Here is a 20,240-nt window from a genome sequence, read left to right as displayed (position 1 = left end):
AAAATTGAAAATGCCTTACAAATGTATAACCCATATTGGAATATAGATTATATTTTTGTTGACAAAATGTTGACAATTGATAAGTTATTATAAATCAGCTATAAACTGGTCGAATTTTTCGGTGCTTTCAGGCTCATGTGTCAATTTTTTATACAGTCTTTTCCGGCATTGTGTGACTCCGGAGCTTGTTAATCTCATCAATGATGCGATCTTTTTAACGGGAATGCCAATTTTGACCAGATAACAGACACGTAATTCTTCTGTGGAGACATATGGAGATAAGTCAAAAATACGTTTTGAGAAATCGGAGTAAGTCGCATCGATCAGTAAACCCAGTTCTGACCATTCGCTTTCCGTAAGTCCGGTTTCGGTCTTATGTATTTTGATATATAAAGCAGACTTTTTGAGATCATGTTCTAATATCTCTAATGTATTTTGTTTTAAAGAGATTTGTCTGTTCTCCATTTCCAGCATTAGCTTTTGGGTTTCGAACAGTTGTTTTTTTACATCACTCAGCGTTTCCTGTCCGTTGGAGAGTGCGTTTTCCAGATATTTAATCTGTTGTTTGTTATCTTCTATGTGTTGTTGGCTTTGTTTGTATTGTTGCTCTTTTAGGTCGAGTAGCTTTTTCTTCTTCTTCTGTTCTTTTTTGAAAAAGAAGAAACCCGTGAGAAATAGAAAGGCGGTGATGATCAGTATTTGATATATTATGATCATTTGTCTGGCTGCCTCTTGTTCATACTTTAGTTTCTCATCTGCTATGTGTTGGTAGTTGAACATGCTTTGTACCATGCGTATATTTTCATAATGAGAGTTGATCCTAATTGAATCTCTCAGTTGTTCGTAATGATCCCAGTATTTAAAATAGTGTATCAAGTCGGACTTCTGTCTTTCTATTTGGGCTAGAAAATTTAAACTGCCAGCTTGAGTATAAATGTTGGGACTCTGTAAACTTTGCTTCAGGTAATACTGAGCAGAATCGTATTGTGCTGTTTTCAACAGATATTCTCCATATGTTAGGTATAGATGATACCGTGGATTGGGAACTAAGCAGGTCTGTATAGATTTTTGTATACAATCATGTGCTTCTTCATATTGACCGGTTTTTAGATATAAGTTTCCGAGATCATTATATAAAGATGATATACTTTTGGGAGTGGCTATTTCTATAGCTTGCCGATAATAATATATAGCACTGTCCAATTGTTGTGTTTGAGTAAAAACACGGGCGGTATTGCGTAATGCAAAAGATATTCTGGTTGAGTCGTTACTCCCTTCCAAAAGAGATAGTGTTTTTTTGTAAAGTGGTAACGCTGTTTCGTAAATATCCTGATAAGAATAAAGCGTTCCGAGGCTATTGTTTATTTTTATAAGCAGGTCCGTGGAGTTCAGGCTTTCACCTAATTCCAATGCTTTCAAATAGGCTTGTTGTGCTTGTAAGGCATCCTGCATATCGAAATAGGTTCTTCCCATATAATAATATGATAACGCCAGTGAGGCAATATCATTATGGTTTTCATAATAAGTGACGGCCTTTTTTATCAATGAGTCGGAAGTAATTGTAATATAGTTTTTATCCAAAGCCTGCGTAAACAACAGGCAATAAGAGGCATATTCCCTGTTTGATAATGTTTCGGGTGATGGTATCTTGTTGAGAATGGCCAGCGCACTGTCGGGAAGTGTTTCCATCAATTTTTCTGCCTGCAATAGTTCTGATGAGGCAGAACTCCTCTTAGAACAGGAAGAAAAGCACAGGATACAGATTAGCAGAAAGTATAAAATAATATTTCGGGGTTTACTTGTCATTTGCGTATATTTGGTGGCCGAATATATCGCTTTTTTTTGAAACAGAAGTTGATAATGAATGTTATATTTTGGAAGTTATTCGGGAAGGTGGATAAGCGTATTGAATATTAAGCAGAGTCTGGTTGTATAAAAAAAGTGAGAGTTCAAATGTCATACTATAGCACGCAGATGACGCAGATCGGGCAGATGAGCACAGATAAATAAATTGAAAATCAATAAATAACCTGTGTTCATCTGTTTAATCTGCGTCATCTGTGTGCCATTTAGTGTATTTTGACGCACCTCCACCTATATAAATGGAAAATAACTTTATCTGTTTATTTGATTTGCTTGAATGCTTTTCCGAGCATATCGGTGATGTCTCCGGCAATCATACTTTCTTCTGAACGGTAAACAGCTGCCAGGTCGCCAGCCGTGCCATGAAGGAAAACTCCTGAAACAGCAGCCGTTTCGGGTTCTGCCCCTTGAGCCAGTAGTCCGAGAATAATGCCGGTCAGGACATCGCCGCTGCCGGCTGTCGCCATACCCGGATTGCCACAACTGTTGAAATATACGTTGCCGCTTGCCGTGCAGGTTGCCGTATAAGTGCCTTTAAGTACAACACACAGTTTATGTTCGATAGCAAAAGACTGTGCTTTCTTCAGGCGCTCGAACATGCTGTTGCTTTCTCCGGCGATGCGGTCGAATTCCTTCGGATGCGGTGTAAGGATGCTGCGCGGAGGAATACGGTTCAGTAAATCTTTATTGGAAGCGATCAGGTTTAATGCATCGGCATCCAGCACGACCGGCTTGTCGGTTGTCTGCAACAGACGTTCCAGGGCGGCGGCTGATTCGAGATGTTGTCCTAATCCAGGTCCTACACCGATAGCGGAATAGATGGATATTTCAGGCACGGTCGTGAAATAGTCGGCATGCGGATCGAAGCTGATCATGGCTTCCGGAAAAGCTGCCTGCATAATGACTTCGCCACGTTGCGGGATATGCACGGTCAGTAATCCCGTGCCGCTTCTCAGGCATGAGCGGGCGGCAAGCAGGGCGGCTCCCATCTTTCCTTTGCTTCCGGCAATGAGCAATGCGTGACCGAAAGTCCCTTTATGGGAGAATTTATCGCGGGGCTGGAATACTTCGGAGATATCGTCTTCCGTCACCATCATATAGGGAGTAGACGTGTTATCGACGATATCCGGGTGAATACCGATGTCCAACACTTTCCACTCACCGACATACTGAGCATTTTCGGGAAAGAAGAAAGCCAGTTTCGGGAATCCGAATGTCAGCGTCAGGCTTGCCCTTACGATAGAATCCGGATCATTCGTCTGGTTATTTTCCCCGAACAGTCCGGAGGGTATATCAATAGATACGATCGTTGCATCCGACTGGTTGATATATTTTACCATTGCAGCAAAGCCACCGGTCAGCGGACGGTTCAGGCCGGAACCGAACAAACCGTCGATCACGACATCGCGGTCGGTCAGTACCGGAGGAACGAAATCGGCTACCACTTCGGTAAATTCAACCTTCTCCAATCCGAGTATCCGTTGTTTGTTCATCTCACAATCAAAAGAAAGATGCTCGGTCGGGTTGAACAGATAAGTTTCAACCCTGTAACATTCGTCTTTCAATAGCCGTGCGATAGCGAGTGCATCGGCACCATTGTTTCCCTGTCCGGCAAATACGATGATACGGGTTTGCTTGGAGTAACGGCGGCAAAATTCGTGCACGAAGACCGTTGAGGCGCGTTCTACTAAGTCGATAGAACTGATCGGTTCGTTCTGGATTGTGTATTGATCGAGTTCTTTTACTTTGTCTGTTGGAAATATCTTTATCATAACTGTAGGATATCAGAAGTTTATTCAGCATACAAATGTATAACAAACTTTGCTATGTTGTTCCCCCTTTTTTAAAAAGGGAAGGAAGCATTTTCGCCAATCAGGCGAAAGTAAGCAGGAAACGGCTTCCTTTCCCGGCTTCCGAGATAACGGTCAGGCTGCCTTTGTGCATATACATGATCTGCCGGGAAATACTGAGTCCGATGCCGGAACCGACAGGCTTGGTCGTAAAGAACGGTATGAAGATGCGCTCCTGAACGTCTGCCGGAATGCCTGTCCCGTTATCGCTGACCTGGATATAGTTTTTTCCTTCCGCATTGATCCCTGCCGATAGTTCTATCCGGGGATTCTCACATTCTTGTGTCGCATCCAGCGCATTTTTTATCAGATTGATCAGTATCTGTTCGATCAGAGCTTTGTCGGCGATGACCTGTAAATGCGATGCCGAAGGCAGGACTTTTATGCTATCCGTTTCCTCCTTGAATAACAGGGAGACATTGTCGAGTAGGCTGTCGACAGGTATGATTTCGGGGACGGGGGTAGGAATGCCGGTCACTTTTCTATAGTTCTCAACGAAGCGGACCAGGCCGCTGCTTCTCCGGAAGATGGTGTCGACAGCCTGGTGTATCTCTTCGCGTTCCTCGTCCGTGATAGGAGCCGAAGTCTGTTTGCTTTTCAATAACTCGGAGAGGGATACGATCGGTGTCATGGAATTCATGATTTCGTGCGTGAGAACCCGGATGAGTTTCTGCCAGGCTTCCGTCTCTTTATTTTCCAGTACCGAGCGGATATTTTTCATGCTGACGACGGTAAGCGGCTTGTTCAATACCACGAACGACATGGATGACAGGATCAGTTGCGAGTAATCTTCCTGGCGGCGGACTTGCAGGATAGACAGTTCACCGGGATGCAGGATGCGCAGCCGGGCAGGAAGTTCCGGATGGTAAGCTGCCAGGTCGTCTATCGTTTCGGCAAAGTTCAGTCCGGTTTGTATTTTGGCTGCCTGGTTCATCCATTCGACCTGTCCGGTTTCGGGAGAATAAACGAAGACGGAGAGGTCGATATGATTGGCCAGCGCCTGGAAATATTGCAGTTGGCTTTCCTTCTGCTGAAGATGTTTCTTATAGAATTGCAAAGCCTCTTCCACCGCTTCGGTCAGTTCTTGCGGGAGGGCATCCGACGGTTCCTGGTGTGTTGTGCCCGAGGAAAGGAAGTCGGAATAGCGTACCGACCAGACAAAATGCCGGAATAACCGGTCGCTCCGTTCCATCTGCCGGAGCAGGTACCAGGCTTCTATCAGGAGAATCATGCCGGCGACGAAAGCAGAGATATAAAACTTCCCCGCCACCAAAAAGGCAAGAACCAGGCTGGTGATTACTATTAAAAGGATCAGCCCGATAGCTTTTTTCGAGTATTTTTTCATAAGCCGTATTTTTCCAGTCGCCTATATAAAGATGTACGCGTAATACCTAAGAGATCGGCAGCCTGTGTCAGGTTTCCGGAGCAATGATGCAAAGCCTCCTGTATGGTTTTCTTTTCCAGCTCTTCCAAATTGAACTTTTCTTCCTTTTCGCGGTAGCTCGAAACGGGGGTACGGAGCATGAAGTCGTCGTACTGCAACTTTTTCTGGTCGGAAAGGATGACGGCCCGTTCAATGACATGTTGCAGTTCGCGGACGTTGCCCGGCCAGTTGTATTGTTTCAGAAGCTGGCGCGCCTCCCGTGAGAAGCCTTCTATCTCTTTCTTATATTTGTGGCTGTACCGTTTCAGGAAATGATCCGCCAGGAGAGAGATGTCGTTTCCCCTTTCCCGCAAGGGAGGAATGAAAATCTCGATCGTATTGATGCGGTAAAGCAGGTCCTGCCGGAAACTGCCGTCCTGCACAGCGGCATGGAGGTCGGTATTGGTTGCGCAGATCAACCGGACATTGATGGAAGTCTCTTTGGTCGATCCCAGGCGGTTTATCTTCTGCTGTTCGATCACCGTAAGCAGTTTGGATTGGAGCATAAGCGGCAGGTTTCCGATCTCGTTCAGAAAGAGCGTGCCGCCGGATGCGATCTCGAAACGTCCCGACTTGCTTTTATTTGCATCCGTAAAAGCCCCTTTTTCGTAACCGAACAGTTCGCTTTCAAACAGGTTGTGCGGGATGCTTCCCAGGTCGATAGGCACGAAAGCCTCCTGGTTGCGTGACGATTGTTTATGGAGCGTATAAGCGATCAGGTCTTTTCCCGTCCCGTTCTCGCCCTGCAAAAGAATGTTGGCATCCGCGTTCTTCAACTTTTCTACCGTCTTGAATATCTTTTCCATGGCGGGAGATTCGCCGATCACTTTCAGCTCCGGCTCTGTCGTGGTGAGGACGGACTTTTGTTCTTTCAGCGTCTGCACTTCTCCGCGCCGCAGGCTGAGTTCGAGTGCCGACGAGATGGTTGCCAGCATCTTCTCGTTCTGCCAGGGCTTAGGGATGAAATCGGTGGCTCCCGCTTTGATGGCGCGGACGGCCTTTTCCGTATCCGAATAGGCAGTGATCAGGATGACGACAGTCTCGGGAGATATTTCGCGGATGCGTTCCAGCCAGTAAAAGCCTTCTTTTCCGCTGACGGCATCTGCCGTGAAATTCATATCGAGCAGGACGACATTGTATTTGGTAGTCGATACGAGCCGGTTGATCTCTTTAGGGTTCGTGCAGGTCGTAACACTTTCAGCCAAAGGGCGGAGCAGCATTTTCAGCGTAAAGAGAATGTCTTCATTGTCGTCGATAACTAATATTTTTCCTTGTCGTACTGCCATTCGTTCTTTATGTATTGATTAGAAGTTCCAAACTTAGGTAAAATTTCCGGATAGCCGGTCAAGAATGTACCAATTATTGGTAATGAAAAGAGTTGGCTTTTCTTATATATCGGAGTTGACTATCGGTGAAACACCGTACGGAATCGTATAGGAAATTGTACGATATCGTACGGTTGTTATTGTTTTCGTCTATCAGATTTGTTGATTAATAGTTGCTTAATAGAATGGCATGAATGTTGCATGTTTATAAAAGAATGAAATAACCTTATGTCTGGAAGCCTGCTTTATGGCAATAACAGAACAGTAGGTTTTGCAAGTTCAGACAGGGAAGTTTCATCTTTTTTCAAAGGTGTAAGCTATTGTTTCATCATAATGAAACACTTGTTTCTATTGGGTGAAACAGTTGTTTCTTCGCTAAGAAACTCTTTTGGGAATATAAGGGGGGAATGAACAGGTAGGGGGCTGGGGAAATGTGTATTTGCGAAGTTGAAATGAATAATAGTATGAATTGATAAAAGAAATGACCATGTTTAAACATTATGTGAAAGTAGCCATCCGGCAGATAAAGCGGAGCTTTTTGTTTTCGTCCATCAATATGCTGGGATTTGTGTTGGGGATGACAGCCGCTTTCCTGATCTATCTCTGGATAGTGGATGAGCTGACATTTGAAGATTTTAATAAGAACGGGGATTATATTTACCGGGTGATTCGTGAAGAGCAGTCTGCAAAGGGGCAGGTTCCCTCTACGGTAACCCCGCTTAGCGGAGTGTTCCGGAAGGATTTTTCGAAGGTGGAGAATGCGACTTTTATAAAGTATGGTGGTAAATATGATATTTACGCCGGGGATGTAGGTGTTGAGGCTAACTATGGATATGTCGATACGACATTCTTTGATGTATTCAGTTTTCCGGTTGTGGCAGGCGATCCGTCCCTGCTGAAGAAAGACCCTCAGATGGTCGTGCTCTCAGAGGCGATTGCGAAGAAGCTGTTCGGTAAAACATCGGCTATAGAAAAAGAGGTCACCTGTAAATTCAATAAAAAATATTATAAGGTAGCGGCGGTATTGAAAGTGCCCCGCAAGAGTCATATACAGTTTGAGGTACTGGCAAGTTGGGATTCTTATTTGTGGGACGAAATAAAAGATGAACTTTGGGGATTCTCGGAGAGGATGCACGTTTTTATCCAACTAAAGAAAGGAACCTCTTTGACGGATGCCGACCGGCTGGCCATGCGCGACATCTGGGTGAAGCATTCGCAATGGGGAAAGCCCCTGGCCTTCCAACCGTTGAAAGATATCCATCTGCGCACAGCATTTAAGGAACCCAACGATGTGTATAATCACGGGAATATGCAGCAGATTTACCTTTTTGCGGCGTTGGCTGCCCTGATCATCTTTATGGGGGCATTTAATTTTATGACTTTATCGACTGCCCGTGCTTCTTTGCGTTCAAAGGAGATAGGCGTCCGGAAGGTGAACGGGGCGAAAAGGAAGAAGCTGATCATACAGTTCCTGTCGGAAAGTCTGGTGCAGGCTTTTATCTCGTTGCTGTTGGCGCTGGCGCTGACGGAATTGCTGTTGCCGTTTTTTAATATGTTTGTTGAGAAGGATATTACTTTGCAATTCAATTGGCAGACCTTGTTGTTTGTGCTGTTCGGTATTGTCGGAGTCGGTTGCCTGGCAGGTTCTTTTTCAGCATTCTATATGTCGTCGTTCAGTCCGCTGCTGGCTTTCAAGGGAGGGCAGGCGACTGGTAAGAAGGGGAGATTGGTCAAAGGGCTGGTCTGCCTACAGTTCGTAATCGCGATAACCATGATTATTTGTACGACTATCATATTCAAGCAACTCCATTATTTGCAGAATGCCGATCTGGGATTGAATAAGGAACATCTGATTGAGGTCGATGTTTTGGACTGGCGCCGGGGAGCAGACGGTTTCAAGCAGGAGATACTTAAAAATCCGTATGTGAAGAGTGTGGCGTTGGGTGTGAAGATAACCAACTACCTGCAAGGATATAGCTTTGAAGAAAATATGTTCAGGTGGGAAGATGAAAACGGGAAAACAGACTCGGTGAAGATGGTAGGAATGGTCGGAGACAGCGACTTTATTCCTGCATTGGGGCTGACATTGCTGAAAGGAGAAACGTTTGGTGCGAATCCCGACCATTACTGGGATGGCTCTTATGCACAGGAATCGCCGATCGTTATCAATGAAACGGCATGGAAGATGCTGAAAGTAGAGAATCCGGTCGGCATGCTGCTGACTGGCGGTGGCATCGGCATTCGTAATTCCAGGGTCGTTGGTGTTGTGAAAGACTTTAACTTCCAGCCGTTGCGGGAGAAGATAAAACCTGCATTCTTCTATTATACGGTTCAGTTGTTTAATTATATGTATGTCCGGATCTCGGCAGAGAAACAGGCGGAGACTCTGAAGTTCCTGAAAGAGAAATATGAGGAGGCACGGCCGGATATGCTCTTTAATTACCGTTTCCTGACGGATGTCCTGAATGAGAATTATGCCCGCGAACGGCAACAAAGCCAGATGTTTCTGATCTTTACCGTGTTGGCTATTATCGTGGCGATGATGGGCGTGTTCGGTCTGGTGACTCTTTCAACGGTACAGCGAACGAAGGAGATCGGTGTCCGGAAAGTGAACGGTGCGCATTCCGACCGTATTGTCCGTATGTTTTGCCGGGAATATGCGATTTGGGTAGGCATTGCCTTTGTGGTCGCCTGTCCACTCGGCTACCTGTTCATGCTGAGATGGCTGAGTGGCTTTGCTTATCAGACAACGATCAGTTGGTGGCTTTTCCCGCTCTCGGGCGGTATTATCTTGCTGATAACGTTGTCGACCGTTATAGCGCAGACCTGGCGTGCCGCATCCAGGAACCCGGTACAATCATTACGATATGAATAAAATAACAATAAATAAAAACGATATGATTAAGCATTATATAAAAGTAGCCATCCGGTTGATAAAACGGAGCTTTCTGTTTTCCTCTATTAATATGTTGGGTTTCGTGCTGGGAATGACAGCCGCTTTCCTTATCTATCTGTGGATCGTGGATGAGTTGACATTTGAAGATTTCCACAGGAACCGCGACTCTGTCTACCGGGTGATTGCCGTAGACCGGAAAGACGGTGGGGAAATGAAAGAATCAGCTTACACGGTGGCCCCGTTGAGTAAAGCATTACGGGAGGAGTTCCCACAGATGGAGAATGCAACCTTTGTGCTCAACTTCGGTATGCTGAACCTTCATTCGGGAGCAAATCTGATCGAAGCGAAGTATACATTTGTGGATACGGCCTTCTTTGATATGTTCAGTTTCCCGGTGATAGCGGGCGATCCGGCCCTGATGAAGAAAGACCCGCAGCAGATCGTGCTGGCGGAGTCTACGGCAAAGAAATTGTTCGGAGATTCTCCGGCTGTCGGCAAAGATGTCACCTGCCAGTTTCTGGGGCAAGTTCACCGTTATAAAGTGGCGGCAGTCCTGAAGGTGCCCCGTAAAAGCCATATCCGGTTTGAAGTGTTGCTGGGTGAACAGGCCTATTTTGAGCCGCTGAGCTGGGATTTTGCGGAAGGAACGAATGTATATATCCAGTTGAGGAAAGGCTCCGTATTATCGGAAGCTGACCGGAAGGCTATGGGCCGTACCTGGATAAATCAGCGGGAAGACGGGAGGTCGTTGGAGTTCCAGCCATTGAAAGATATTCATTTACATACCTCATTTAAAGACCCGTCGGTCGATAATTACGGAAATATGTCGCAAATCTGGTTGTTTATGGCGTTGGCCCTGTTGATTATTTTTATGGGAGCATTCAACTTTACCACTTTGTCGACTGCCCGTGCATCACTGCGTTATAAGGAGATCGGTGTCCGGAAGGTGACAGGGGCGAAACGTAAGATGTTGATTACGCAATTCCTGTCCGAGAGCTTGGTCCAGGCTTTCCTTTCGCTGGTCCTGGCGTTGGCACTGACGGAATTGTTGTTGCCTTTCTTCAACCGGTTTGTCGGGAAAGATATTGTTTTGTTGTTTAACTGGCAGACTATGTTATTTACCCTGTTCGGTATAATAGGAGTCGGGAGTCTGGCGGGGGCGTTCCCTGCTTTCTATATGTCGTCGTTCAACCCTTTGCTGGCCTTTAAAGGTGGAAAGGCAACCGGCCGGAAAGGGACGCTTATCAAAGGCTTGGTGTGTGTGCAGTTTGTCATTGCCATTACGATGCTTTTTTCTACTTCGGTAGTCTTCCGTCAGCTTCATTACCTGCAAAATGCAGACCTCGGACTGGATAAGGAAGATATGGTCGTCGTGGATTGTGATGTATTCGAACTGATGGCCTACTACGGCAACCAGGGAATAGACGATTACAGGCAGGAAGTAATGAAAAATCCGAATGTCGGGAATGTGGCGGGAGGCGTGGACTTGTCGAATTACCTTCGGGGACATAAGACGGAAGAAGCCGTTTTCAGTTGGATGGGTGAAAACGGACAGGTCGATTCGCTGAAAATGGTCGGTGTTGTGGGGGACGGCAATTTTATGAAGACATTGGGAGTGACCTTGCTGAAAGGCGAATCTTTCGGTGCCGACAAGAATGCCTATATGGATGGCACTTATCAGAAGGAGTCGCCGGTAGTCATTAATGAAACCGCCTGGAAGATGATGCAGGTGAAAGACCCGGTAGGCATGGTCGTTCAGAATAAAGGATGGTTCGGGGAGACTGCGCGGATTGTCGGTGTGGTGAAGGATTTTCATTTCCAGTCGTTGCGTGAGGAGGTCAAACCGGCTTACATCTATTATTCCCGTCAATTATTGAATACAATGTATATAAAGATATCACCCGAGAATAAGGCGGGGACATTGAAGTTCCTGAAAGAGAAATATGAAGAGATGCGCCCGGACAATGTATTTTCCTACCGTTTCTTTTCCGATGCGTTGAACCTGAATTATGCCCATGAACAGCAGTTGAGCCGGATGTTTCTGATCTTTACCGTCCTGGCAATCGTTGTCGCCATGATGGGCGTACTGGGACTGGTTGCCCTGGCTACCGCACAGCGGACGAAGGAAATAGGTATCCGGAAAGTGAACGGTGCGCATTCCGACCGCATTGTCCGTATGTTTTGCCGGGAATATATGATTTGGGTGGGAATCGCCTTTGTGATAGCCTGTCCGGTCGGTTATCTTCTGATGGTTCGCTGGCTGAGTAATTTTGCCTATCAGACTCCTATCAGTTGGTGGCTGTTTCCGCTGGCGGGACTGATTATCCTGCTGATAACCTTCCTGACAGTTGTAGCACAGACCTGGCGGGCAGCTTCCCGGAATCCGGTGGAGTCGTTGAGATATGAATAAGAATAATAAAATAAGCATCATGATAAAAGCAGTAAATTTAACGAAAGTATTTCGTACGGAGAGTGTTGAGACTACAGCCTTGAACGGTATTAATCTGGAAATAAACCAGGGAGAGTTCGTTGCAGTAATGGGGCCTTCGGGTTGCGGTAAATCAACATTGCTGAACCTGTTGGGGTTGCTGGATAATCCGACTTCCGGCGAGTTGTGGTTTCTGGAAGAAGAAGTTTCACGTTATACGGAGAATAACCGGACAGACTTGCGGAACGGTAATCTGGGATTTGTCTTTCAGAGTTTTAACCTGATAGACGAACTGACGGTCTTTGAGAATGTGGAATTGCCTCTTTTATATGCCGGAGTCCCGGTAAAGGAACGGGTTGCGAGGGTAAATGCCGCACTCGACCGGATGCAGATTGCCCATCGCACGGAGCATTATCCGCAGCAGCTTTCCGGCGGACAGCAACAGCGCGTGGCTATTGCCCGTGCTATTGTAACGAATCCCAAGATCATCCTGGCGGACGAACCGACCGGAAACCTGGATTCGGTGAACGGAAACGAAGTCATGAATCTGCTTCTCGAACTCAACAAGGAAGGTTCAACTGTCGTCATGGTGACACACTCGGAAGAAAATGCCCGGATGGCAGGACGTTTAATCCGCATGATGGACGGAAATATCCTGACTGAAAGCAGGAAGTAAAATCTTTTTGTGCTTCACTGAAAATATTGTACCTTTGCTCCCTCGAAAAATAAACGGTATATGGACAAGATCCGATTAAAAGATAAAGAATTTGAACTGTTTATCCCGGAGAAGGAGATCAAGGATGCCATTGCGAAGATGGCTAAACAGATTAAGGCAGATGTAGGAGATACTAACCCTCTGTTCGTAGGCATATTGAACGGGGCGTTCATGTTTACCGCAGAACTGATGCGGCAGATGGACACCTACTACGAAATTACGTTTGCCCGCTATTCTTCTTATCGTGGCCTCAATAGCACCGGAGTTGTTCGTGAGATTATGCCGGTGCAGGCCGATGTGAAAGGACGTACCCTGATCCTGCTGGAAGACATTATCGATACCGGTTACACCATGCAGTTTGTTATGGATAAGCTGAGAAATGACGGTGCGGCGGATGTCAAGCTGGCAACCATGCTCTTCAAACCCGATTCCTTGAAATGCGATCTGAAGCCTGACTATGTCGGTTTGCAGATACCAAGCGACTTTATTGTCGGTTACGGGCTGGATTATGATGAAATGGGGCGTGCCTACCGGGATATTTACAAGGTGACAGTTAATAGTTGACAGATGACAGCTTACAGGTGAGTTTGATAACTGAAAAATACATTTATAAATAAGGAACAATATTATGTTGAACGTTGTTATTTTTGGAGCTCCGGGTTCAGGAAAAGGAACACAGAGTGAGTTGATCATTAAAGAGTATGGTTTGGATCACATTTCAACTGGTGATGTATTGCGTGCTGAAATGAAAGGTGAAACCGAACTTGGTAAGATCGCTAAGGATTATATTGAAAAAGGTCAGCTTGTACCGGATGAACTGATCGTTGATATGCTTGCCAAAGTATTGGACAGCAAAGCCAGTTCAAAAGGTGTTATCTTCGATGGTTTCCCCCGTACTATCCCGCAGGCAAAAGCATTGAAAGAAATGCTGAATAAACGCGGTACGGATGTTTCAGTGATGCTGAACCTGCAGGTTGAAGAAGAAGAACTGATTTCTCGTCTGCTGGAACGCGGCAAAGTATCGGGACGTTCGGACGATAACCTCGAAACAATCAAATCGAGACTGGATGTTTATCACAAACAGACAGCACCTTTGGCAGATTACTATGTGGGAGAAGGCAAACACGTCGGTATCCACGGAATGGGTACAGTCGAAGAAATCTTCGATCGTATCAAAGAAGCGATCAATAATTTGTAAATTAAACAATGTGCCGATATGTCAATAAGGGTTTCTTCATTGGCACATTGGCATATTATCACATTAAATAATTATTTTTTATGGCTGAATCAAACTTTGTAGATTACGTAAAGATCTATTGCCGCTCAGGAAAGGGCGGAAGAGGGTCTTCTCACTTTCGTCGTGAGAAATATATTCCGAAAGGAGGCCCCGACGGAGGCGACGGAGGGCGAGGAGGCCATGTGTATCTTCGTGGCAATCGGAATTACTGGACCCTCCTGCATCTGAAGTTCGAACGTCATATCATGGCAACGAACGGCGAAGGCGGTAGTGCCAAGCGCAGTTTCGGGAAAGACGGTGAAGACCGGGTGATCGAAGTGCCGTGCGGAACTGTAGTATATGATGCCGAAACCGGCGAATATATCTGCGACGTGACCGAAGACGGACAGGAAGTTATGCTGCTGAAAGGTGGTCGTGGCGGACAAGGCAACTGGCATTTCAAGACATCTACCAACCAGGCTCCCCGTTATGCTCAACCGGGCGAACCGGCTCAGGAACGCAAAGTCATCCTGCAATTGAAGTTGCTGGCTGATGTGGGGTTGGTAGGTTTTCCGAATGCCGGAAAGTCGACTTTGCTTTCTGTCGTATCGGCGGCTAAGCCGAAGATTGCGAACTATCCGTTCACGACACTGGAGCCGAACTTGGGTATCGTAAGTTATCGTGACCATCGTTCATTCGTGATGGCCGATATTCCCGGTATTATTGAAGGAGCCAGTGAAGGGAAAGGTCTCGGACTCCGTTTCCTTCGCCATATCGAACGAAACTCGCTGCTTCTGTTTATGATTCCGGCGGATACCGACGATATTAAAAAGGAATACGAGATCCTTCATAACGAACTGGTAAAATACAATCCCGAATTGTTGGGTAAAAGCCGTGTGCTGGCAATCACCAAGAGTGATATGCTGGATGACGAGCTGATCGAAGCCCTGTCGGAGGATTTACCCGAAGGCATTCCGCATGTGTTTATCTCTTCCATTACCCAGCAGGGTATTACGGAGTTGAAAGACCTGTTGTGGAAGGAACTGAATAAGGAAACCTTCCACGAAGTCGAGAACATCGTCCACCAGAACATCGATGTCAGTTCGATACCGCTGGATGATGATGACGATGATTTCGTCTTTCCTGTCGACGATGACGATCCGGATGAAGAGTATGAAGAATACGAGTGGGACGACGAAGATGAAGAAACTGAAAAGTAATACAGTAGAAATGTTGCAATTCTCCGGATTAAGCGGAGAATGCAACATTTCTCATTTTATAACGACTCGTCACGGAGGAGTGAGCCAGGGTAATTATGCGACGATGAATCCGGGAGAGTTCAGCGGTGACGATCCGGCTTCCGTCCGGATGAACCGTCAGCTTCTTTCGGATGCAATGGGAATTTCTCCCGAAAGGATTTTTGCGCCTTGTCAGGTGCATGAAGCGGAAATAAGTTGTATTGATGCCCAACAGCAGGAGATGTACGGAAAAGATGCACTGGTGACGGATATACCGGGAATCTGCATCGCTGTCTCTACGGCAGACTGTGTCCCGGTTCTGGTCTATGCGCCGGATAAGAAAGTGGTGGCGGCTATCCATGCCGGATGGCGGGGAACGGTAAAGCAGATCGTTGCTAAAACCATCCGTTGTATGGCGGACCGTTATTCCTGTGATCCTGCCCTGATGATGGCGGGTATCGCCCCGTCGATCAGTAAGGAGGCTTTCGAGGTGGGCGAGGAGGTGGTCGATGCTTTCAGGGAGACTCGTGTGGATATGAATCGTATCATGGAACGAAACGCTCAGACCGGTAAAGCCCATATCGACCTCTGGGAGGCAAACCGTATCCAGTTGCTGCAATCCGGATTATTGCCGGAGCGTATTGAAGTTTCTGGAATCTGCACCTATCAGCATCATGAAGATTTTTTCTCCGCCCGCCGGGTGGGAATAAAAAGCGGACGTATCCTGTCCGGTATAATGATTAAAGAGTAATACTATATGATACATGTTTCTATCTCGGAAGAAATAGCGAAGGCTTGCCCGGACCTGCATGTCGCCGTTGTGGAATGCGACGTGGTAAACACCGTTTCGGACGAACAATTGTGGAAAGAAATAACAGAAGTGGAAACCCATATCCGCACAACCTGCAAACTGGAAGATATAAACAAATTTCCTCCTATCCAGGCAACCAGGCAGGCTTATAAGCGTCTGGGGAAAGATCCGAACCGTTACCGTCCTTCGGCGGAAGCGCTTCGCCGGCGTATCCTCCGAGAATTACCCTTATATAAAATAGATACATTGGTCGATATAATCAATCTCCTATCTATTCAGAGCGGTTATTCTATCGGCGGGTTCGATGCCGGTAAGATTGACGGAGATCTGGTGCTGGGTGTCGGTCGGGAAGGCGAGATTTATCATGGAATAGGCCGTGGCGAACTGAATATAGCCGGCCTCCCGGTCTATCGCGATAATCAGGGAGGCGTTGGTACTCCGACCAGCGATGAAGAACGAACCAAGATCGACATGAATACGGGAAAGCTGTTAATGATTATAAACGGATACTCCGGAAAAGATGGCCTGCAAGAGGCGTTGACCTATGGGGTGTCCCTATTAACCCGATATGTATCAACAACTAATTTGGAAATGGAGTTGATTACGCCTGAAAGTAGAGTGAAAATTATGTTATAAACGCGTTAATTATGTTTAGAAACCTCAAAAACACCCGTTTTTATGCTAAAAAACATCTATTTCCTTTTGTTTTAATCGATTAATCTATAAATTTGCCCCCGTTAACGAATTAACAAAACGAAAAAGAAAATGATCGAATTGATTGGTACAAACGCCGGCCTTGTTTGGACAGTTTTAAACGAAGGCGGAAAAATGAGTGTTAAGGCAGTAAAGAAAGCAACTAAGATCAAAGCAGAAAAAGACATGTATGCTGCATTTGGTTGGTTAGCAAAAGAAGGAAAGTTGTCTTTCGAAGAGATTGAAGGTGAATTATTTGTTGCGTTGATCTAATCGCGTAACCGATACTAGGTTAGGAGGGCTGTTCGGATATTATTTGGACGGCCTTTTGTGTGTTTGGATGTTTTCTGTTTAAAAAAACAGACCGCCTTGTTGTTTAATTCAATTCTAAATTTTACTTTTGTCTAGAATTTGGTGTGAAATGACCGAAGATCAAAAGAGATTGTTGGCTGTATTTGAGGTTAGAGTTCGTGATTTAATGGAATTATGTAATAAGCAAAACCATAAGATCGACGAGCTCACAACTGTTTTGAACCATAAGGAAGCAGAACTGAAGCAGGCAATAAAAACGATTGAAGAGTTGAATACCAAATGCGATAAACTGCTGACAGCAAGAGTCGTTTCCGTAAATGAAGGGGAAATGAAAAGTGCAAGGATGCGTTTATCGAAGTTAGTGCGGGAAGTAGACAAGTGCATTGCACTATTAAACGAATAGAAGCGATGGACGATAAATTTCTTATACATTTAGATATAGCCGAAAAGAGTTACGGTCTTTGGATTGATCGGAAAGACGAGCAGTTGGCGCGGGATGCCGCCAAGCAGATACGTAATAAGATCAATCAGTATCGGCAAAATTTTGCTCAGTCCGATGTGGATGTAAAAGATTTGTTAGCCATGGTTGCTTTTCAATTGTCTATGACTAATTTGCAATTGGAAGATAAAAACGATACAAGTCCTATTACAGATAAGATACAGGAACTCACGGGTGAGTTGGAACAGTATTTGAAGGATAAGTAATTATAATATAATTGTAAGAAGAGTTTCCGCACTGCTCTGCACGGTTGCCGTGTATTGTAGTGCTTTTTTTGTTTTATATATATATGAATTTAAATTATAAGTAAAATGACAGTGTATATAATCATATCATCAATTGTAGCTCTCCTGATAGGAGGGTTGTTGACGTGGTTGAGCATGCGTTTTCTTCTGAAGTCGAGGTACGATTCCGTACTGAGGGAAGCCGAGAAGGAAGCGGAAGTGATCAAGAAAAACAAATTGCTGGAAGTAAAGGAAAAATTCCTTCATCTGAAAGCGGATCTGGAAAAACAAGTATCGGCAAGGAACGCAAAGATCCAGTCGGCCGAAGGTAAGTTGAAACAACGTGAACTGACACTCAACCAGCGTCAGGAAGATTTGCAGCGTAAAAACTGCGAGATTGATGCGGTGAAAGAAAATCTGGCTACTCAATTGGAATTGGTAGATAGAAGAAAACAGGATCTGGAAAAACTTCATCAACGGGAGATCGAGCAGCTGGAAGCCCTTTCCGGACTTTCTGCCGATGAGGCGAAAGAACGCCTGATCGAATCGTTGAAAGACGAAGCCAAATCGGAAGCAACTTCTTATATCAATGAGATCATGGAAGAAGCGAAGATGACGGCTAATAAAGAAGCAAAGAAGATCGTTATCCAGTCTATCCAGCGTGTAGCGACTGAAACGGCGATCGAAAACTCCATTACCGTATTCCATATCGAATCGGATGAGATCAAAGGACGTATCATCGGACGTGAAGGCCGTAACATCCGTGCCTTGGAAGCAGCTACTGGTATTGAGATCGTTGTCGACGATACCCCCGAAGCAATCGTTCTTTCCGGCTTTGACCCGGTTCGCCGTGAGATTGCCCGTTTGGCATTGCACCAGTTGGTACAGGACGGACGTATCCATCCGGCCCGTATCGAAGAGGTGGTGACGAAAGTTAAAAAACAGGTGGAAGACGAAGTGGTTGAAACCGGTAAACGTACGGTGATCGACCTGGGTGTTCATGGACTGCATCCCGAACTGATCCGTATGATCGGTAAGATGAAATATCGTTCTTCTTATGGTCAGAACCTGTTGCAACATGCCCGTGAAACGGCTAACCTTTGTGCCGTGATGGCTTCTGAATTAGGATTGAACCCGAAGAAAGCAAAACGTGCAGGTTTGTTACATGATATTGGTAAGGTGCCTGATGATGAACCGGAATTGCCGCACGCAATCCTGGGTATGAAGCTTTGCGAGAAATATAAGGAAAAACCGGATATTTGCAATGCAGTCGGTGCCCACCACGATGAGGTTGAGATGCAGACATTGCTGGCACCGATCGTTCAGGTTTGTGACGCTATTTCCGGAGCCCGTCCGGGTGCCCGTCGTGAAATCGTTGAGGCTTATATCAAACGTTTGAATGATCTGGAACAATTGGCCCTTTCTTATCCGGGTGTTGTGAAGACTTATGCTATCCAGGCAGGTCGCGAACTTCGCGTTATTGTTGGGGCAGATAAGATCGACGACAAGGATACGGAAAACCTGTCAAACGAAATCGCAAAGAAGATACAGGACGAAATGACTTATCCGGGGCAGGTAAAAATCACGGTTATCCGCGAAACCCGTGCTGTAAGTTATGCGAAATAAACTCCTTTAGGATATATTTGAAACTAAAATTTAAGGTGGCCGGTCTGAAGAGATCGGCCATTTTTTGTTGGCTGAAACTGTTAATTATTAGACTGTCGGGAATATATATCAGGATGGTGTGAATAGTCTATTTTGCACAATAACAAGTTGTTGTCTGTCTTTTAGCATTGTGTTTTATCAGTTAAATTAATATATTTGCCGCGAGAGGTACGAAAATCACTATATTCTATATCTAATTACTCATTTAAATCTTTTACCACAATGACACTAAAAAAGTTTGTTTTGATTCCCGTGATTATTGGTGTTTTAGCATGCCTGATACAGGCATTGGACCAGTTATTGTACACCTCTGTGCCTCCCGAAGGAAATGTCGGTTTTAGTTGGATCTCTTTTCAGTCTTGGGCGGTTTACTTCCTGGCCGGTTGTACGGTGAGGGGAGGGATAAAAGCCTTTATTGCTTATGCGATCGGTATTGCTGCCTCCATTGTTATTATGGTTCTAGGCGGTGCGATGACGCCTGCTCTGGGATTCTTTGCCGTGCCTGTGGCGGTAGGAGTGATTGCTTTCTGTGCTATTTTCTGTGAGCGGAGCGAATGGATGTCTTTAGTACCGGCGTTGTTTATTGGTGCGGGTGCTTTCTTTGCCTTTATGAATTATGTGCCGAATGCCACTTTTGCTACGGCAGCTCTGATGGAGATGATTTATTGTACGATCGGTCTGTTATTCGGTTATATCACTATCTGCCTGCGTAGCGCTTATGAAAAGAAAGTAAGCGAAGATGAGAAAAAATAGTTGAAATAAAAAAGTTCACTCTTCACGTGGGGAAGTGAACTTTTTTATATACGGCGTGATTTTATCATGTTTTATGACTATCTCTGTATTGTGAAGGTGTGCAACCAACAACAGCTTTAAAAGCTGTACTGAAATAGCGTTGGCTGTTAAAACCAGTTTGCTCAGATATTGCTAATATCGTCAAATCAGTATTAGTTAACATTTGGGTTCATTACTGTCCCGTAAAAGTGGATAAATAGTTCTTTGAAATAATTGAAATATAGTCTATTAGATACTACTTTTTAGGCGCGACGATTTGAAATCATACCTTTGAGGTCAATTAAGGTGAC

18 protein-coding genes are annotated in these 20,240 nt (G+C 45.3%); 13 read left to right on the top strand and 5 right to left on the bottom strand.

Translation table 11 applies throughout. The annotated features are described in order from the left end of the window. Nucleotides 1-87: 87 nt before the first annotated feature. The 4 genes from NBH15_RS19350 to NBH15_RS19335 form a co-directional block, all read right to left on the bottom strand. Nucleotides 88-1,689, bottom strand: a complete 1,602-nt coding sequence (locus NBH15_RS19350; protein WP_262922517.1) for a tetratricopeptide repeat protein — start codon at nt 1,687-1,689, stop codon at nt 88-90. 434 nt (nt 1,690-2,123) lie between these two features. After that, nucleotides 2,124-3,635 (bottom strand): bifunctional ADP-dependent NAD(P)H-hydrate dehydratase/NAD(P)H-hydrate epimerase, encoded by a 1,512-nt coding sequence (locus NBH15_RS19345; protein WP_007659048.1) that lies wholly within the window; start codon nt 3,633-3,635, stop codon nt 2,124-2,126. A 100-nt stretch (nt 3,636-3,735) separates the two neighbouring features. Then, complete coding sequence (locus NBH15_RS19340; RefSeq protein ID WP_128133527.1) at nt 3,736-5,058, bottom strand: sensor histidine kinase; 1,323 nt, start codon at nt 5,056-5,058, stop codon at nt 3,736-3,738. Further along, the gene (locus NBH15_RS19335; protein ID WP_128133526.1) at nt 5,055-6,422 is read right to left on the bottom strand and encodes a sigma-54-dependent transcriptional regulator; all 1,368 of its coding nucleotides are present in this window, start codon (nt 6,420-6,422) and stop codon (nt 5,055-5,057) included. Before NBH15_RS19335 ends, NBH15_RS19340 begins: the two co-directional genes overlap by 4 nt. A gap of 526 nt (nt 6,423-6,948) precedes the next feature. Between NBH15_RS19335 and NBH15_RS19330 the strand changes: the two genes are divergently transcribed. The 13 genes from NBH15_RS19330 (at nt 6,949) to NBH15_RS19270 (ending at nt 19,911) form a co-directional block, all read left to right on the top strand. Then, nucleotides 6,949-9,336, top strand: coding sequence for an ABC transporter permease (locus tag NBH15_RS19330; protein ID WP_250823332.1), 2,388 nt, complete (start codon nt 6,949-6,951; stop codon nt 9,334-9,336). Nucleotides 9,337-9,358: 22 nt separating this feature from the next. Further along, entirely contained in the window at nt 9,359-11,767 is a 2,409-nt protein-coding gene (locus tag NBH15_RS19325; protein WP_250823331.1) for an FtsX-like permease family protein, read from the top strand. 19 nt (nt 11,768-11,786) lie between these two features. Then, the gene (locus NBH15_RS19320; protein WP_007659043.1) at nt 11,787-12,461 is read left to right on the top strand and encodes an ABC transporter ATP-binding protein; all 675 of its coding nucleotides are present in this window, start codon (nt 11,787-11,789) and stop codon (nt 12,459-12,461) included. Nucleotides 12,462-12,521: 60 nt separating this feature from the next. After that, the gene (gene hpt / locus NBH15_RS19315; RefSeq protein ID WP_046145089.1) at nt 12,522-13,064 is read left to right on the top strand and encodes a hypoxanthine phosphoribosyltransferase; all 543 of its coding nucleotides are present in this window, start codon (nt 12,522-12,524) and stop codon (nt 13,062-13,064) included. Between the two features lie 64 nt (nt 13,065-13,128). Continuing rightward, on the top strand, nt 13,129-13,698 hold the full coding sequence (locus tag NBH15_RS19310) for an adenylate kinase (RefSeq protein ID WP_007659038.1): 570 nt from the start codon (nt 13,129-13,131) through the stop codon (nt 13,696-13,698). 80 nt (nt 13,699-13,778) lie between these two features. Beyond that, complete coding sequence (gene obgE / locus NBH15_RS19305) at nt 13,779-14,936, top strand: GTPase ObgE (RefSeq protein WP_007659037.1); 1,158 nt, start codon at nt 13,779-13,781, stop codon at nt 14,934-14,936. Further along, nucleotides 14,881-15,705 (top strand): peptidoglycan editing factor PgeF, encoded by an 825-nt coding sequence (pgeF, locus tag NBH15_RS19300; RefSeq protein WP_046145088.1) that lies wholly within the window; start codon nt 14,881-14,883, stop codon nt 15,703-15,705. The genes obgE and pgeF overlap by 56 nt, the downstream gene beginning before the upstream one ends. A 6-nt stretch (nt 15,706-15,711) precedes the next feature. Next, nucleotides 15,712-16,401 (top strand): B3/B4 domain-containing protein, encoded by a 690-nt coding sequence (locus tag NBH15_RS19295; RefSeq protein ID WP_046145087.1) that lies wholly within the window; start codon nt 15,712-15,714, stop codon nt 16,399-16,401. 129 nt (nt 16,402-16,530) lie between these two features. After that, nucleotides 16,531-16,731: a winged helix-turn-helix domain-containing protein gene (locus tag NBH15_RS19290; RefSeq protein ID WP_007659033.1), complete on the top strand. Its 201-nt coding sequence runs from the start codon at nt 16,531-16,533 to the stop codon at nt 16,729-16,731. Nucleotides 16,732-16,879: 148 nt separating this feature from the next. Next, complete coding sequence (locus NBH15_RS19285; RefSeq protein ID WP_007659032.1) at nt 16,880-17,173, top strand: coiled-coil domain-containing protein; 294 nt, start codon at nt 16,880-16,882, stop codon at nt 17,171-17,173. Nucleotides 17,174-17,178: 5 nt separating this feature from the next. Beyond that, entirely contained in the window at nt 17,179-17,475 is a 297-nt protein-coding gene (locus tag NBH15_RS19280; RefSeq protein ID WP_007659031.1) for a cell division protein ZapA, read from the top strand. Nucleotides 17,476-17,580: 105 nt separating this feature from the next. Beyond that, a complete protein-coding gene (gene rny, locus NBH15_RS19275; RefSeq protein ID WP_007659029.1) occupies nt 17,581-19,119 on the top strand; it encodes a ribonuclease Y in 1,539 nt (512 codons plus the stop codon). Nucleotides 19,120-19,380: 261 nt separating this feature from the next. After that, entirely contained in the window at nt 19,381-19,911 is a 531-nt protein-coding gene (locus NBH15_RS19270) for a DUF1097 domain-containing protein (RefSeq protein WP_250823330.1), read from the top strand. 64 nt (nt 19,912-19,975) lie between these two features. Here the strand turns inward: NBH15_RS19270 and NBH15_RS29395 are convergent, their stop codons facing one another. Further along, on the bottom strand, nt 19,976-20,113 hold the full coding sequence (locus NBH15_RS29395; RefSeq protein ID WP_350472286.1) for a helix-turn-helix domain-containing protein: 138 nt from the start codon (nt 20,111-20,113) through the stop codon (nt 19,976-19,978). Between the last annotated feature and the right edge of the window lie 127 nt (nt 20,114-20,240).

Source organism: Parabacteroides caeci (assembly GCF_023656795.1).
Taxonomy (GTDB): Bacteria; Bacteroidota; Bacteroidia; order Bacteroidales; family Tannerellaceae; genus Parabacteroides; species Parabacteroides segnis.
The sequence above is the reverse complement of the archived record's forward strand: the minus strand, read 5'-3'. Positions and strand labels throughout refer to the sequence as shown.